The following is a 16,915-nucleotide window of genomic DNA, read 5'->3' on the forward strand; positions in this document are numbered from 1 at the left end:
CTTCATCCCGCCATGCGCCGATGCGTCGCATGGAAGCGCACGGCGGCCGTGACGCCTCGGCGAGACATTCCATTCGCCACCAGACTCACGCCATCCTTCAGCTTCAACACTCCCTGCATCAGCGGAGACAGCGTGGCCTGCTTGACGGCTCGCACCGGCGTGTAACCCAGCGCCTGCATGGTGTGCCATGCCAGCGACTCGATCGCGACCAGCTCGCGCGGCGTCAAGCGACTTTCGAACTTGCTGAAGTTGTCGCGGACGATCTCGCTGCGGCCAGCGGCATAACCGCGCTGCTCGACCGATTGCGACAGCTCGGTCAGCCCGGCGAAAAATTGCAGATCCAAAAACATGCAGATGCGCCGCAGCTGCGTATCCGGATCCTGTAACAGCTCTTCGAATCTCACTTCCAGGCAGCGCTCCGGCATGCTGGAGCACTGGCGATGCGCGGTGAGGACGTCATGGCCCCAGCGCCAGGCCGAGCGCCGGATATCCTTGCCCCAGGCTTTGCGCATCGAGACGCAGTGGTCGCGCACGTCTCGCACGATGTGCACGATCCGGGCGCCGGGAAAATGTTGGACGAGCAGCGGAATGTGACGGATATAGGCCGGCGATTTGTCCGCCCAGATCAAGCCCGAGCCGCGCCGGACATCCAGTTCGTAACGGGCGAAGCCTTCGAACAGTCCGCTCACGTCGAATTTGCCGTCGCAGGCGGCGCGCCAGTCCTGCCATCGGAACGGGCCTCGCCCCGCCGGGCGGAAATTGAAATAGTGGTTCGCGCCGCTCAAGTCGTTCGCGAAGCGCTCAAAAGCCTCGGCAGTGGTCGGACTGCCGTGACGCTGCACCCATTGATCGATGAACGGCAGGAAGTCCGTCTCGGCCGCGAGCAGGCGCAGGCGCGGATGATTGCTCAGCAGGCCGCGGAGTAACTTGGTGCCCGAGCGGGGCATGCCCACGATGAACAACGGGCCTTCCCAGACGGCCGCGTCGCTCGACGCATGCTGATCGACGGGCTCGGAATGTTGCTCCAGTGTCACAGTAACTACCTCGTTACGGGAAAGTGACCCCGTTGTTACCACTGGAAGCCAATGCATCGACCGTGCCCAAAGTTCAACGACAGGACGTCGCAACTCGGCGTCAGGGGGCGTGAGTATCAGGGTTTGGCGGGCAGGCTCTCGGTTTTGCGCAAGCGGCCGAGCATCGCGACGGCTTCGGGCACCCGGAACGCAACCAACAGCACGACGAACAGGCACATGAACACCGCCGCGCCGAGCACGACTCCGACCAGCCCGAAGTGATCGATCCAGAACGAGCCGTAGAACACGATCGACGCCACCAGCGCCGCGAGCGCAACCCGCGCCAGATCGCCCCAGCGCGCGAGATCATCGATGCCAATGTTGTAAGCACGCATGGTGCTGCGACCGAGCACCACGCCTTCGGTCCAGCGCGAGATCACGAACGCCAGCGCCGCGGCCGGCAGACCCCAGATCGGCAACACGGTCACCAGCAACAAGAGATTGAGCAGGATGGCGAACAGGCTGCCTGTCACGATGGGCGCGGTCTTGTTGACGGCGCGCAGCGCCACGCCGAAGTCGAACACTTCGCGCACCAGCACCAGCAGATAGATCTGGAAGATCAGCACCGCTGGCTCATAACTGGGCGAGAACAAAGTGACGACGAAAGTGTGCGCGAACTCGAACAGCACCACGCCGGCCGCCGTCAGCAAAATCATCGAAACCACGGTCGAACGCCGCCACAGCGCGAGCGCGCCCTCGCCTTTGGCGTTCTTCAACGCCGCGAGCTCCGGCAGGACCGCGTCGGACACCGAATTCCTCAGCACGCCGATGACGGGCTGGATGTGAGTACCGATCGCATAGTGGGCCAGCGCCACGACGCCGAGCGTTTTGGTCACGAACAGATTGCCGAGCGACTTGTTCAGCGTCACCAGGACCAACGCCAGGCCCACGGGCAGGCAATAGCGGAACTGCTCGCGCCAACAGGCATCCTCGGCGCCCCGATCGGCGGGATCGATGCTCCTTCCGGCCCGCTGCCACGCAATGAACGAAACGGTCATGCGCGCGGCCTCCAGAGCGATCAACGACCAGATGATCGGCATCACGTCGCGCCAGATGGTCGCCGCCGTGACCACGACCAGAATACGAGCGATCAGCCGGCCCGTGGTGTACGCGAACACGGGCACCGGCCGTTTCTGCGCGAGCCAGTAGAACTCCCAGAAATCCAGGTTCACGAACAGCAGCACATACAGAGCGACTGGCAGCGCCACGGCGCCGAGGACTGCGCCGTTGGATAGATAATCCGCCAGCACGGTGACGCCCACGACCAGCATGCTGGTGCCGAACGTCATGATCACCGCCTGGCGAACCATCTGCCGCACGCTGTGCGGTCGCGATGGAATGAAATACAGCAGGCTGTTGTTGATGCCGAATGCGCAAATGGTCGTCAGCAAGCCTGCATACAGCAGGAACTCGCGATAACGGCCGAACTCTTCGACCGTCAGCAAGCGCACCAGCAAGATGGGGCTGATGACCACCAGCCCCTGATTCATGAACCGCGTGATCGAAATGATCGCGGTTCGACTCACTAACCCGGCGATGACTCTACTCCTGCGACGGCGGCGCGCCCTGCGAGGGCGACGCACCGGTGGCGCGCCAGACCTGCGTCAGTCCGTCGCGGCCTTGGTAAACGACTTCGAACTGACTGGAATGCAGCACGGCATCCATGTCGCCACGCATGCCCTTGCGTTTGTCGTCCTGATTCTCGCCGCTGCCGATGACGAAAATGCGATTGCCACGCTCCCTGCGCAGCAGCTCCTCGAGCATCTTCGCGCTGCTGATCACCCCGGCGCCCGTGTAGAAATCGCGGATCTTGCCGTCGACCAGCTCCACGTAGCGGCGCGCGTGATTCCGGCTGATGAGCCAGTAATCGACGCCGCCCAGATAATACGTCTGTTGCAAAACATCTTCGGCGATCACCACGTCGGCGGGCACGATGTTCTGCGCCTTCATGAATTCGGCGGCGCCTTTGTGATCGGGGTGCGACTCGTAACCCGAGTTCACCGTGTCGGCGACGACGAACGGATTCACCACGAGCATGGCCGTCACGGCGGCCGCGACTGTTTGTAGCGGCTGGCCTCGGAGCATCGATGAATTCCGCGCCTGCAACTTCGCCTGCAGCCACTCAGCGCCTTTCTGCGCGAAAGCAAACCCGCACAGGATCATCGGCAGCATGGACGCCACCGTGTAACGCGGCGGCAGATTCCAGACGAAGTAACCGATGGTGAACATCGGCATCCACACGCCGAGCAGTCCGAACAGCGCGTAATCCGCGACGCGACGGCGCTTCATCAAACGCCACAACCCCCACAGCAACGCAGCCATGGCCAACACACCCGCCACTTCCGAGAAAGAAAGAATCCGGTAGTACGGCCAGATGCTCGGCTGCCCCACCAATGCGCCGACGACTTTTTTCAGGGACCCTGGCGTCGAGGCCAGCAGGCTGAAATGAATCAACGCCAGCAAGCCGCTACCCAGGGCGAAAATGCGCAGCCTGCGCCAGATGCGCGGTCCACCGTAGCGGCGTGCGATCACCGTGGCCGCGATGAAGAGCAATCCCGCCACGTGATAGTAGAGCCTGAGTTGCAGCAGCAAGCCGACCAGCAGCAAGCTCGCCACACTGATCGCGGCCACTCGCTGAGGCACCACGCGCGACAAATGAATTGCGAAGAACGCGATCGCCAGCCCGGCGGTCCACAAAGCGATTTCGAACGTGAGCGCGAATGACTGCGGCGCCCGGCTGCGATCCCACAACGGCGCGCCCAGATCGGCGGCGTATTCCGGCGGCGGCACCGGGTAGTGCGAGTCCACCCAGCGGTCGATGAGCAGATACGACACCATGACCAGCGCCGCGGCGATGCCGCCGTACAGCAGCTTGCGCAGATCGCCCTGGAGAATGCCGGGCATCATGAACAGCAGAACGGTCGTGACCGCGAGCGCCTGCAGATCGATGCCGATCACAAGGGCCACGACGCCGCCGATCAACCAGCGCAGCCGGCCGGTGCGCTCCCACGCAAACACGCACACCATGCACGCGGCGACGGCGGCGAGCAAAAAGATATACATGCGCGCCGTCTGCGAATACACGATCATCGAGGGCAGCAGCGCCACCGCTGTGGCGAAGGCCAGATTCCAATACGGTAGCAGGAAACGACGCCCCGCCAGCCACGACAGCCAGATGACCAGCACTCCGCATAGCGCCGAGGGCACGCGAAAGGCCCATTCCGATTCGCCGAACAACTGCACCGAGCCGGCCATGAGATACAGCTGCGTCATGCCACGCGGATAAAACATTCCGCTCGGAAGGATCGGCGCGCCCTCGCGCACGATGCTCATCACGGCCATGGCCATCGTTTCTTCGTCGCCATGCAGGCCGACGTTGCCCAGCCCCCAGAAACGCAGCCACGCGCCCACGCTGACGATGACCAGCAGCATCGCACGATGCGCCAGCCGATCCCGCTCCATCGGCACGGTGATACGGAACAACTCCGAGAGCGAGCGCATGAGCTCGCCGACGTGCGCCGTAAAAGTGGGAATCACTGGAGTCAACCCGCGATTGGCTGCATCCGACAACATGTGGCTGACCTCTTTATGGTCGTCGTTGTCCTAATAAGCCTTATCCGTGTTTAATAGTTTCGGCACCGTCAGAAATAAGATTTTCAGATCGAGCCACAGCGACCACTTGCGCAGGTACTCGAGGTCGTAGTGCACCCGCCCCTGCATGTCCTGCAGGCGTGGCGTCGCGCCCCGGAAGCCTTTGATCTGGGCCAGGCCGGTGATACCGGGCGGCACTTTATGACGGACCATGTACCCCTTGATGAGACGTCGATATTCCTCGTTGTGCCCGACCGCGTGCGGGCGCGGCCCGACCAGGCTCATGCGTCCCTGTAGCACATTGATCAGCTGGGGCATTTCATCCAGCGACCAGCGGCGCAGAAAACGACCGAGCGGCGTGACCCGCGAGTCGTCGCGGCTGGCCTGATCCAGCCAGCCCGCGTCCTCGGTGACGGTCATGGTGCGGAATTTATAAATCACGATCTCGCGGCCATCGAGCCCGTAGCGCCGCTGCCGGAACAACACCGGCCCTTTGCTGGTGAGCTTGATGGCGGCGGCGATCGCCAGCAGCGCCGGCCCGGTGGCCAGCAGCACCGCAGCCGAGATCGCCAGATCCATCAAGCGTTTCGCCGCGCCTTGATAGCCGTGGAACGGACTTTCGCGCATGGCGATGACGGGCACGCCGAGAATCTCGCCGGTGCGCGCCTGGAATTGATCGGAGATCATCACATCCGGCAGGTAGTAGAGCGACACGGTGGTGTCGCCGAGCTTGTCCAGCAGGTCCTGCACGCGACGGATGTGACGGAGCGGCAGCGCGATGAAAATCACATCGATTTCATTTTGCTTGATGTACTCCGGCAGCTGCGACAACGGACCGAGCAGGTTGTGAGTATCGGACGCCTCGAGCCGCTGCGCGCTACGGTCGTCGAAGAAGCCATGCACATGCATGCACAGCTCCGCATGGCGCGAGAAGCGCTCCGCCAGTTGCTGGCTGGTCTTGTTGTAGCCGGCGAACACCACTCGCCGAGCGTTGCTCGGCCGGCACAGCACACGGCGTGCGATCTCATCCAACACCAGCATGCTCGGAACCAACAGCGCCGGAGTGGCCACCGCCCACAACAGAATCACCGGCGTCGAATAAGCGCGGGGATAGCCTGCGATGAAACCAATGGCCAGTAACGCCAGCAGCAACACCGACCAGCGCACCAGCAAGCCGAGCGCAACCACCTTGCGAGGTGCGATCAATTCCGCCGCGGGCGTGCGCGGCGACTGCAGTAAAGCGATCGACAGGATGGTGACGATGATGGTCACCGCGCTGAAATATTCAGTGGACGCAGTGCCGGTCAGCTCGGCAAGCACATATAAAGTGAGAATCGATACCGCCGCGGGGGCGGCGGCGCGCATGGAGAAGTAGATCGCGGCCAGCGCCGTTTGCCGCTTGAACAGCAGCGGCGGCGTGATGTCATAGGCGGCGGTCTGCGGGGGAATGCCGGTGTCGGGAAGTTTTACTTGTGACAGCCGCGGCTGCGGTGCGCCGGCGAGTTTCACTCTAGGCCGGACCGCGCTGTCTGGAATTGCGCTCATCAATGGAGTCCACGAACTCTCGAGATTATCGATGGGAGGAGCCCCTCGATATATAAGAGCAAGATGCGTACCACGAGCGCGCAAACACAGAGGTACGACCGCCAGGACGGTTTCAACTTATCCGGTGCGCCCGCCGATGTCGAGCGGGCGCACCGATGATCTGACGTATTTACAGAGTGTTGTTGTAGAAGTTACCGATTCAGCGTCGGCGCTTGCGGCGGATTGGCAGCTCGCCCTTCGACTTGCGCCGCCATGCGATGCAGCCACAACTCGAGATTCGTGTAGCCGCTCGCAGTGACCGTGTTCGGGCTGGAAGGCAACGTCAACGTGCGACGGTTCTCGGCCAACGCCGGCCAGCCACCGCCATTGCGGGCGCAGCGGGTCGTGCCATTCGGGGCCACGCAATTGATGATCCGGCCAGTGCCCGCTCGTGTCTGCTCGATGATGCGACGATCGGCGCTATCGCGATCGGCCGGGCGTGCGCCCGAGTAATGCAGCACATACTCGCGCACCACGTTGTCGGAGGTGGGCAGCGTCGTCATGCCAGCCGGCCAGGCCAACGGGTAGTTGGAGCGGAAGCTGGACAGCGACAATGTGCCGTAGATGGCGCCCGCCAGGGACCACGAGTCCGAAGTGCTGCCGGCGCCGGCATTGTCGGCGAGGAAAACTTTGGCGCCGCTGCGCAGAGTCGCCGAGTCGGCGCGCAATCCGATCGGCGGATTGTCGCCGGAGGTATCCGGGCCGCGCACGAACACGTTTCCGACGACGGAGTTTTGCGTCACATCGCCGCGGCTCTGCAGATCGACAGCCGTATTGCCCCAGTTATAAATAAGGTTGTTCACGATGACGGCGCGAGTCGCGGCGGTCATCGGCAGCCGCGACTGCATGTTCGCGAACAAGTTGCCCGCCAGAGTCGCGTTACCGTCGACAGGTCCGAGCAGCACGCCATAGCCATGCTTGCCCTCGGGATGAATGGAGTCGTGCAGCGGCTCGGCGAAAATATTGTTGAGCAGACTGATGTTGTTCCAGTACTGCCAGGCGCTGGCGACCTCATCGATCGACCAGGTGAAGGTGCAGTGGTCGATCACCACGTTGCTGATCGGCGCGGTCTCCGGCGCCTCGATCTTCAGAGCATCGCGATTGCCCGGCGGCTCGCCGGTCGGATCGTCGCCGGGGCGCACGCGGATGTGCTGAACCAGCACATCGGAGGTCTTCACCAGCAGGCCCGCGCCGCGCAGCGTGATGCCGGGCGAAGGAGCGGTCTGGCCCGCGATGGTGATGTAGCGGTTGCGCAGCGTGAGATCGTCGGTCAGGCGAATCGTGCCTGAAACTTCGAATACGCAGACACGCGGACCGGTCGCGTCGACACAGGCCTTGAGCGAGCCGGCGCCGGAAGCGTTCAAATTAGTTACGCGATGAACCGTGCCGCCACGGCCCGCGGGAGTGGTGATGCCATGTCCGATCGCGCCGGGCAACACCGGCACGGCATTGGCGAGAGGCGCCATGCCGCAGGCAAGCGCCACGGCGACCGAGAGTCGGCGAATCAATGGTTTCATGGCGGGAATTTTCCTATTCATTAACGTCTTGACTCCATGAAGAGTTTCAACAGCGGCCGCTCGGGCCTCCATTCAACGGGTAGCTTGTGCAAACACGTGGGTTCGAGCAGCGCTTGCAACTCACAGGAAAAGTTACAAGTCCGGTTGCAACGATTACATCGGCCAAGCCCTGAACCCCGGCCCAGCCGTCCTAGGTACCCGTAGGTCGATTGCCTGCTCGGGATCGGCGACATGCGCCGCTCTCGCAAACACCTGCTGCGCCCGTGCGGACGCCGTGTGCCCAAAAAATCCCTGCTCAATGGGCACTGAAAGTGCATCGCAAGCGTTGGACTGGACCATCCCGAGAACGTGCACGAATGCAACGCAGACCCGCGTCTCTGACTCAACGCGAATACGACTTGCTGATCATCGGCGGCGGAGCCTTTGGCGCAGCGGCCGCGCGCGATGCCGCTTTGCGTGGACTGAGCACTGTGCTGCTGGAGCGAAACGATTTCGGCGGCGGCGCTTCGGCCGAATGTTTCAAGATGGTCCACGGCGGCATTCGCTATTTGCAGCACGCGGATGTGCCTCGCCTTCGCGGCTCGTGCCACGAAAGATCCGCGCTGTTGCGAATTGCTCCGCATCTCGTCAGCCCCCTGCCTATCGCCATTCCCACCTATGGTCACGGCCGTAGCGGCAAAGCGTTTTTGGGCGCCGGAGCCCGCGTATACGACTTGCTCACGCTGGATCGCAATCGCGCCATTCGCGATCCTGACCGTAAGATCGCCAATACCCGGCTGCTTTCGCGCAGCGAGATGCTGGAGATGTTTCCTCACCTGCAAACGCCGGACCTGACCGGCGCGGTCGTGTTCGAGGACGGGCAGATGTATAACGCGGCGCGTTTGGTGCTCGCGTTCGTCAAAGGAGCCGTGAGCGCCGGCGCCGATGTATGTAATTACGCAGAAGCATTGCAGTTTCTCTGGTCGGGCAACAAAGTGCGTGGCGCCAGGGTCAAAGATCGCCTCAGCGGCGACGAGTTCGAGGTTCGCGCGCGACTGACTTTGAACGCGGCCGGCCCCTGGGCCGATTATCTGCAACGCGATGCAGAGCGCTTCGGCGAGGCCAGGCGCTTGCCCTTCTCGCGCGACGCCTACTTCATCGTCGATCGCCCGCCCAGCTCCTCGTACGGCATCGCCATCCAGGGCTTGAGCCGCGACAAGGACGCGCTGCTCGGCCGCCAGACCCGCCATCTGTTCGCCGCGCCCTGGCGAGATAAAACACTCCTCGGCGTGTGGCATACGCTATTTCCAGAGTTCCCCGATCTGGCCTGCGTGCAGCCGGGCGAGATCGAGGAATGGATGGCCGAGATCAACACTGTGTATCCGGCTCTGCAACTGAAGCCCGCGGAAGTGAGTTTCGCGCACTGTGGGCTCGTGCCGTTCGGTGAAACCGCCACGGCGACCGAGCTCAGCTTCGGCAAGGAATCGCGATTGGTGGATCATCGGCGAACTCACAACGTGCACGGTCTGGTCAGCCTTGTTGGCATTCGCTTCACCATGGCGCGCGTCGACGCGGCTCGCGCCGTCGATATGCTGCTCGAACAAATGGAACGTGCTCCTGTCGCGCGGGCCACGGATCGCATTCCGCTGCCAGGAGGCGAGATCGAAAACTTCGGCGCGTTCGAAGCGGACGCACGGCGCGCACTGCCAGCCGGCGTGGCCATGGACAGCCTGCACGGCCTGCTACGCAATCACGGCACGCACTATCGCGCAGTGTTGAACGAATGCCGGCAATCGACGCTCGTCAATGTTCCAGGCACCAGCACCCTCACCGCCGAAATTCGTCACGCGGTGACCCAGGAGATGGCCGTGCACCTGGACGACGTAGTTATGCGCCGGACGGATCTTGCCGCCGGTTCGCATCCAGGCCGGGCAGCATTGCTCGCCACCGCGGCCGAGATGGGCCGACTGTTGTCGTGGTCAGCCGAGCGCCTGCATCAGGAGATCGCCACGACGGAACACACTCTGCAAAGGCATTTAGCGCGCGACTCCAGCTCGAAGGCGGAGTCAATTCATACGGAGCTTCACGCAACTGACGGCGCCAGTGCGACGGCATCGCCGAGTCATGGCGCGATGCTTGCAGAAACCACGGTAAGAGCGACTGCATGACTGCTTTCCCGAATACAACTCCCCAGAAATTGCTCGTAACAGGGGCCACGGGCTTCATTGGCTCGCGCCTCGCATTACGCGCCCATCAACTCGGCGTCGATGTGCTGGCCACCGGTCGCGCCGAGCTGCATGTCGAAGCCGAGCGCTTGCAGGAACTGCGCGCCGCCGGGGTCCGCGTCGAGGTAGGCCTGCTGCAGGATCTCGATCTGCTCGAGCGTCTGCTTCCAGGGCGGGATACGGTGATCCATCTGGCCGCCGCTCAACACGAGGCCGAGATGCCCGAGTCCTATTTCCGCGCCGTCAACGTGGACTCCGTGCGTACGTTGCTGGGCGCCTGTCGCGACCACAACGTACGTCGCTTCGTCTACGGGAGCACCATAGGGGTTTACGGGGACGCAAGCGAATCGTTGCTGGACGAAGACAGTCCGGTGCGTCCGGATAACGTCTACACCAGCACCAAGCTCGAGGCCGAATCACTGGTGCATGCGTTCGAGCCGCACTTGGAAACCTGCATCGTGCGCATCGCCGAGACCTACGGACCTGGCGACCGCCGTCTGCTGAAACTGTTCCGAAGCATTGCTCGCGGCCATTTCATCATGATCGGCAGCGGCGCCAACCGTCGACAATGCATACACGTCGACGACCTGGCGCGCGGCCTGATGCTGGCCGCTCAACATCCGGCCGCCGTGGGTCGGACGTTCGTCTTCGCCGGCACCGAAATCATGACCACGCAGGAAATGGTTCGCCGCATCGCGATGGTGCTGGAGCGCCGGCCGCCGCGCCTGCAATTACCAATGTGGCCGTTCGTGGCCGCCGCAGGCGTCATGGAGACCACGCTGCCACCGCTGCACATCGCGCCACCCTTGCACAGCCGGCGGCTGGATTTCTTCCGCAAGTCTTTCGTTTTTTCCACCGCGCGGGCACAGTCGTTGCTTGGCTTTCATCCGGCGATCGATTTCCGAACTGGGGCGGCCGACACCGTCAGCTGGTATCGGGCGCGAGGCTTGCTGCCGCGTCCGGCAGTCACGGAGGTCGCCGATAGGCAATCGGCTTGAAAAACTATGTCAGCGCGCTTTCACGGCTCTCCCTTTCGCTCGCGTCACCGGCCTCTGCACCGGCCGGCGACCTTGGATCTCGATACGACCACGGATGTTCACGAGGAAAGCACCGCTGACCTCGATCCCGCCACGGCCGACATAGTTCCGAGCGAAGTGCCGCGTCCGACGCTGGCGAGCACGACGCTGCCGCGAGTAACCGCCGAGCCGCCCATCGAGCCTCCACCGACTCCGACAGAAGCTCCGATCGTAGCTCGCGAAGCTCCTGCAGCTCCTGTTATCGAAGCGCCAAAGGCGGCGCCTGAAATCGAGGCGCCTCGCAAGATCGCGGCGTTGAAGGCAGTCGAGACCAAGCGGCCGGCGCTGGCGCCCGGCAAAGTGTTGCTGGATCGTTATTTGCTCGAGCAGGTGATCGGATGCGGTGGTACGGCCATCGTCTTCCGTGCGCGCGACATGCTGTCGGCCAAGGGCGCAGCTCCGAATCTGCAGGTGGCGATCAAGACGCCGCGACCGGAGCTCGGCGATCCCGAGCGCGCGGCCAAGCGCCTCAGGCACGAGTTCGAGCATGCGAAGCTGCTGTCTCATCCCAGCATCGTGCGCGTGCTCGATCTGCACGAAGACGAAGGCCGATGCTTCATGACGATGGAATTGGTCCACGGCAAACTGCTTTCGCAAATGTTGCGCGACTGGACCATGCTGCCAGTACCGCTGGCTTACAAAATTCTCCGCCAGTGCGCACAAGCCCTGAAGTACGCGCACAGCCACAACGTCGTGCACGGCGACTTCAAGCCCGGCAATGTTTTCATCACGCCCGAAGAAGGCGTGCGCATCGTCGACTTCGGCACAGCCGCCGGTCCCAATGCCAGCGATTCACGCATTCCCGCGGGCACACCGACTTACGCGAGCCCTGAAGTGCTCAGCGGCGATACGCCGGACATGCGCGACGACGTGTTTAGTTTTGCTTGCGTAGCGTACGAGCTCCTTACCGGCCAGCACCCGTTCGGCCGGCAATCTTCGTTGCAGGCTCGTGAAGAAGGGAAGATTCCGCCGCGAGCATGGAACCTGTCGACCTCGCAGTGGCTCTCATTGCTCTCGGCCCTGTCATGGAAGCGCGAGCAGCGTCCAACCAGTGTCGAGGATCTGCTGACGCGTCTGAATCCTGAGCAGCCCGTGACTCCGGTAGACGCGCCTGTTCACGTCGCGCCCGAGGAAGTTGTGCCCGCCGAACTGCCCGAAGACCTCATGCCGAAGCAACGCAGCTGGGGATTTTTCGCGTTCATCGCGTGTGCGTTGCTGGTCGCTTACTTCGCGTTCCTGCGCCAGAACGCGCCTGACGATGGCGGGCCGCCTGCTCCCGCCATCGTGCCGTCCGCGGCGAGTGTGCCAGCTGCGCCAGCGCCGGCGACGGCTTCAGTACCGGCAGCGGTGGAAACACCCTCGGCACCGCCGACACAACCGGATGCAACGCCGGCGACGACCGATACTCCGCCTGCAGTAGCTCCGACAGCTGCAGCCAAGCCGCGCGCCGCCGCGACGCCGATGAGTGAGATTTCGTTCGAGTCCTCCAGCATCGTCACCAGCGAAACCTCGGTGGCGGCCGTATTTCTAATCAAGCGCGCGCAGCCCTTGTCGGGCCGCGTCAGTGTCAGCTGGAAAGCCATCAGCGGCAGCGCCGACGCGGGCATCGATTTCGCTTCGTCAGCCACCGGCTCGGTGACATTCGCGGACGGCCAGGCACAACGCGCGATCTATGTGCCGCTACGAAACGATCTGCTCAAGGAGGAGGATGAATCGTTCTTCGTCGATCTGGTCGCCCCCAAATCGGCGCGCCTCGGCAAGACCGCTCGCGCCGAGGCCATCATTCGCGACGACGATTGAGCCGCCGTTCTTCTCGTCAGCTGCGCACCGCCACCGCAGCGACTTTCTTACTCAGCACACTCACCTTCTTGCCGTACATCCGGAACAGGATGCGCATGCCGAGCTCCAGCACGCTGGTCACGGCGAGTCCGACGTAGTTGAGCGGATTCTTCCAGAACACATACAGCTTCAACGCGAACGGCTTGATGTCGCGGAAACCGCCGAGCTGCAGCAGCTGTCCCAGGCTGTATTCCGTGACGATGTAAAAATGATCGATGTTGTGCGCAAGGTTTTCAGCGCCCACGAACGGATTGGCGCCGTTCATCGCGTACACGATCACCCGGCCGCCCGGGCGCAGCGCGGCGTGACACAACTGCAGGAATTCGATGGTCTCCTGGTGCGTGAGGTGATTCAGTTCCTGCTCGGGAATGATCACGTCGAATTCGCCTCGAATGTTCTCGAGATACGGAAACGCTTCCGCGGTCTCACAGGGCAAGTTGCGTCGACGCGCATGCTCGACCTTGGCAGGATCCGAATCGATGCCCACCACGGACCTATAGCCCGCCTGGGCCAGCACATTGACCAGATACCCTGGCCCGCAGCTCACCACCAGAATCCTCGCGTTCTTGTCCGCGGGCAGATGCGGCAGATAGTTGGCGCGATAGTAGGCGGCGAACGAACTGTAGCCGGCGTCGATATTGGCCGGCGCCTGCCAGTACGAGTCGAACGGTTCGAGCCGCGCCGCCAGGACACGACGCTGCGGCGCTGCGCGCTCGGTAACGTTGGGCTGAGCACTCATTGCGGACATCCCCAGAAATTTCTGACCGTGAGGTCATTCGGCTAAATACCGCGGGAACGGCCTTGGTTCCCCGGAATTACATGATCGGCGGCGCCTTAACCGAGGTCACTGCAGCGGCATGGAACTTGCTCCTGCTCAGCAACGATGCGCATCCTTTTTTGTAACTACGAATATCCGCCGCTGGGCGGCGGCGGCGGCGTGGTCATGGCCGCGCTGGCCCGGCAACTGGCCCGTCGTCACGAAGTGACAGTACTCACTTCGCGAGCCGGAGATCTAAGCTCCGAGGACCGCGATGGCGGCGTGCGAGTGCTGCGCGTCCCGGTGTTTTTTCGACGGGAGCTGGCGGTGGCGAATTTTCCATCCATGGCGGCGTATCTGCCGGCGGGCCTGCTCCGGGGCCTGCGCTTCGGCCGAAACGAATTCGACATCGTCAACACGCACTTCGTCGTGCCGACCGGTCCGCTCGGCCATGCGCTGGCCCGCTGGCTCGGCATTCCGAATGTTTTGTCCGTGCACGGCGGCGATCTGTTCGATCCGAGCAAGAGCAGCTCTCCGCATCTGCACGCGCCGCTGCGCGCGGCAGTTCGCTGGATGCTCAAAACTGCTGACGATGTGGTCGGTCAGTCTCGCGACACGGTTCGGCATGTCACGGAGTTGTATGGCGTGCGCAGGTCGGTCGAATTGATTCCGTTAGGCATAGATCGGCCGCCGCCCGTGACCGTGGCTTCGCGTCAGGATCTTGGGTTACCGCAAGATGCTTTCGTGATGATCACCATCGGGCGACTCGTCGCTCGCAAAGCCACGACGCAGCTCATCGAGATGTTTGCCGCGAGCGATATTCCCAATGCGCACCTGGTGATCGTCGGCGACGGTCCCGACGCGCCCGCTGTCGATCGTCGTGCCACCGAGCTTGGCGTTCGCAACCGTGTTCACATGCTTGGACAAGTCTCGGACGCCGAAAAGTACGCCGCGCTGACCGTGGCCGATGTGTTCGTCACCGCCAGTCAGCACGAAGGCTTCGGCCTGGTGTTCCTGGAAGCGATGGCCTTCGGGCTGCCGGTGCTGTGTTACGACCGCGGCGGTCAGACCGATTTTCTGGTCACTGGCGAGACCGGCCACGTCGTGAAGCTGAACGACGAGGAATCCTTCGTGTTCGCCCTGCGGCAGCTGCATGCCGACCGCGAGGCGCGCGAGCGCTACGGCCGACACAATCGGCAACTCGTCGAGAACTATTTCATCGACACCTGCGCTGCGCGTTACGAGTCCGTATTCGCCGCCGCCATCGAACGTCGGGCAGGTACTCCGCGAGGCCTTGCCTCGCCCACTTCTTGAGCTCATCTCATGTGTGGAATTGCGGGCATCATCAACTCCGATCCGCAGCGTGACATCGCGCTGAAACGCATGCTCGGCGCGCTCGAGCATCGCGGCCCGGACGGCGAAGGCATTCATCACGACCAGTACGCGACGCTGGGCCATCGCCGCCTTTCCATCATCGATCTGGCCGGCGGCCGGCAGCCGCTCTACAACGCGGATCGCTCGCTGGTGCTGGTCTGCAATGGCGAGATCTACAACTACCGCGAGCTGCGGCGGCGGCTCGAGCAGGACGGTCATCGCTTTCTGACCAACAGCGATTGCGAAGTCATTCTGGGTCTGTACGAGCGGCACGGCGATCGGCTGCTCGATCACCTGCGCGGCATGTTCGCGTTCGCGTTGTGGGATGTGAAAAGGCGTCGGCTGCTGGCGGCCCGCGATCATCTCGGTCAGAAACCTTTCTTCTACAGCACGGGCCAGCAAGGCTTCGCGTTCGCGTCGGAGATCAAGGCGCTGCGGGCGCTGGACCGGCGTCGGCAGCGAATGAATCTCGCCGCGCTCGATCAGTACCTGGGCCTGCGGCTCATCGACGCGCCGCTGACCATGTTCGAAGGCATCCACAAGCTGCCGCCCGGTCACCTGCTGACCGTGGAAGCGGGATTCGAGCCACTGATCCGCCGCTACTGGCATTTGCAACAGAGCCCGAAGCTGACCGGCAGCGAAGAGGAATTGCTGGACGAGTTGCAGGCGAAGCTGCAGGAAACCCTGCGCCTGCACATGGAAAGCGACGTCCCGGTGGGCGCGTTCCTGAGCGGCGGCATGGATTCCAGTCTGCTGGTCGCGATGCTATCGCGCGACCTCGAGGTGAAGAAACTGCCGACCTTCACCATGGGCCTGAGCTATCAACGTTTCGACGAGGCGCCAGCAGCCCGTGCCGTCGCGAAGCTGTTCGATACGGAACATCACGAAGAGCGCGTGCAGCCGGAGATCGCCGCGCATCTGCCGGATCTGGTGTGGGCGCTGGACGAACCCTCCGATCCGCTGTCGTTGTGCACGTGGTTGTTGGCAAAGTTCACGCGCCAGCACGTGAAAGTCGTTATCGGCGGCGATGGCGGTGACGAGCTGTTCGGCGGCTACGATCGTTACTACGGCAATCTATACGCCGCTCACTACGGCCGTCTGCCCGAAGGGCTGCGGCGCAAGCTGCTGGCGCCGGCGATGGCCATGATTCCCGAGTCCGGCTGGTACAAGAGTCTGGGACATCAGCTGCGCTGGCTGCATCATCTGTCGTTCCATTCGGGCAGCGCGCGCTATGCGGCCAGCCTGAACTATTTTTATTTCGACGCCGACAAGCGCCGCCAGCTGTACACGCGCGAAGTGCAAGAGCGCTGGCCCGACCTCGACGCCGAGGCCGCCATTCGTCGGCCGTATGAAGAATCCGAAGGCGGCGAGCTGGACCGCATGTTGTATGCGGACAGCCTGGTTCGCCTGCCGAATCATCCCGTGATGATCACGGACCGCATTTGCATGGCGCACGGGCTCGAGGCTCGCAGTCCGTTCATGGATCACGAGCTGGCAAGCTTTGCCGCGCGGCTGCCGGCTTCGCTGAAGGTGCGCGGCGGCACGCTCCGTTACATCCAACGCAAACTGGCGGCGCGCTATCTGCCGTCCGACATTCTCGATCGACCCAAGCAGGGCTTCTCGTCCGCCCTGCCCTATCTACTGCAAGCGGAATACACGCGCCTGTATCGGACCTGTCTGCGGCAATCCCGGCTGGTCCAGGATCGCGTGCTCGATCGCCAGGCCATCGCGCAACTCGTCGACGAGCACCTGGCCAAGCGGGCCGACCATGGCAACCGGTTGTGGCTGCTGATCAACGCCGAGATCTGGTATCGCATGTCCATCCTCGGGCAATCCAAAGAAGATCTGCGTCGGGAACTGGTCGCCGACGCGCACGGGGCTCGGCGCGCCAGTTGAGCGA

At 63.1% G+C, this 16,915-nt stretch carries 11 protein-coding genes; 5 read left to right on the forward strand and 6 right to left on the reverse strand.

Features of this window, described 5'->3' with window-relative positions; genetic code table 11:
- Window positions 1–2 precede the first annotated feature (2 nt).
- From VGD45_RS03580 to VGD45_RS03600, 5 genes are all read right to left on the reverse strand, one after another.
- The gene (locus tag VGD45_RS03580; protein WP_331153898.1) at window positions 3–1,034 is read right to left on the reverse strand and encodes a sulfotransferase; all 1,032 of its coding nucleotides are present in this window, start codon (window positions 1,032–1,034) and stop codon (window positions 3–5) included.
- A gap of 116 nt (window positions 1,035–1,150) precedes the next feature.
- Window positions 1,151–2,656, reverse strand: a complete 1,506-nt coding sequence (locus tag VGD45_RS03585) for a lipopolysaccharide biosynthesis protein (RefSeq protein ID WP_331153899.1) — start codon at window positions 2,654–2,656, stop codon at window positions 1,151–1,153.
- A complete protein-coding gene (locus VGD45_RS03590) occupies window positions 2,616–4,646 on the reverse strand; it encodes a glycosyltransferase family 39 protein (protein WP_331153900.1) in 2,031 nt (676 codons plus the stop codon). Before VGD45_RS03590 ends, VGD45_RS03585 begins: the two co-directional genes overlap by 41 nt.
- A 30-nt stretch (window positions 4,647–4,676) precedes the next feature.
- On the reverse strand, window positions 4,677–6,209 hold the full coding sequence (locus VGD45_RS03595; RefSeq protein ID WP_331153901.1) for an undecaprenyl-phosphate glucose phosphotransferase: 1,533 nt from the start codon (window positions 6,207–6,209) through the stop codon (window positions 4,677–4,679).
- Between the two features lie 191 nt (window positions 6,210–6,400).
- Window positions 6,401–7,765 carry a hypothetical protein gene (locus tag VGD45_RS03600; RefSeq protein WP_331153902.1) on the reverse strand — a complete coding sequence of 455 codons (1,365 nt, stop codon included), beginning with the start codon at window positions 7,763–7,765 and terminating at the stop codon, window positions 6,401–6,403.
- A gap of 356 nt (window positions 7,766–8,121) precedes the next feature.
- Here VGD45_RS03600 and VGD45_RS03605 point away from each other — a divergent pair, with 356 nt between their 5' ends.
- The 3 genes from VGD45_RS03605 to VGD45_RS03615 are packed head-to-tail and all read left to right on the forward strand — an operon-like array spanning window position 8,122 to window position 12,845.
- A complete protein-coding gene (locus VGD45_RS03605; RefSeq protein WP_331153903.1) occupies window positions 8,122–9,912 on the forward strand; it encodes a glycerol-3-phosphate dehydrogenase/oxidase in 1,791 nt (596 codons plus the stop codon).
- Window positions 9,909–10,967 (forward strand): NAD(P)-dependent oxidoreductase, encoded by a 1,059-nt coding sequence (locus tag VGD45_RS03610; RefSeq protein WP_331153904.1) that lies wholly within the window; start codon window positions 9,909–9,911, stop codon window positions 10,965–10,967. The genes VGD45_RS03605 and VGD45_RS03610 overlap by 4 nt, the downstream gene beginning before the upstream one ends.
- Window positions 10,968–10,973: 6 nt before the next feature.
- Window positions 10,974–12,845: a protein kinase domain-containing protein gene (locus VGD45_RS03615; RefSeq protein ID WP_331153905.1), complete on the forward strand. Its 1,872-nt coding sequence runs from the start codon at window positions 10,974–10,976 to the stop codon at window positions 12,843–12,845.
- 16 nt (window positions 12,846–12,861) lie between these two features.
- On the opposite strand, the gene VGD45_RS03620 is transcribed toward VGD45_RS03615, so the two are convergent.
- Complete coding sequence (locus VGD45_RS03620) at window positions 12,862–13,623, reverse strand: class I SAM-dependent methyltransferase (protein ID WP_331153906.1); 762 nt, start codon at window positions 13,621–13,623, stop codon at window positions 12,862–12,864.
- A gap of 144 nt (window positions 13,624–13,767) precedes the next feature.
- On the opposite strand from VGD45_RS03620, the gene VGD45_RS03625 reads away from it, so the two are divergent.
- Both VGD45_RS03625 and asnB read left to right on the forward strand, forming a co-directional pair.
- Complete coding sequence (locus tag VGD45_RS03625) at window positions 13,768–14,955, forward strand: glycosyltransferase family 4 protein (RefSeq protein WP_331153907.1); 1,188 nt, start codon at window positions 13,768–13,770, stop codon at window positions 14,953–14,955.
- A 9-nt stretch (window positions 14,956–14,964) separates the two neighbouring features.
- Complete coding sequence (gene asnB / locus VGD45_RS03630) at window positions 14,965–16,911, forward strand: asparagine synthase (glutamine-hydrolyzing) (protein WP_331153908.1); 1,947 nt, start codon at window positions 14,965–14,967, stop codon at window positions 16,909–16,911.
- The last annotated feature ends 4 nt before the right edge of the window (window positions 16,912–16,915 follow it).

It is taken from the genome of Steroidobacter sp. (assembly GCF_036402275.1).
GTDB lineage: Bacteria > Pseudomonadota > Gammaproteobacteria > Steroidobacterales > Steroidobacteraceae > Steroidobacter.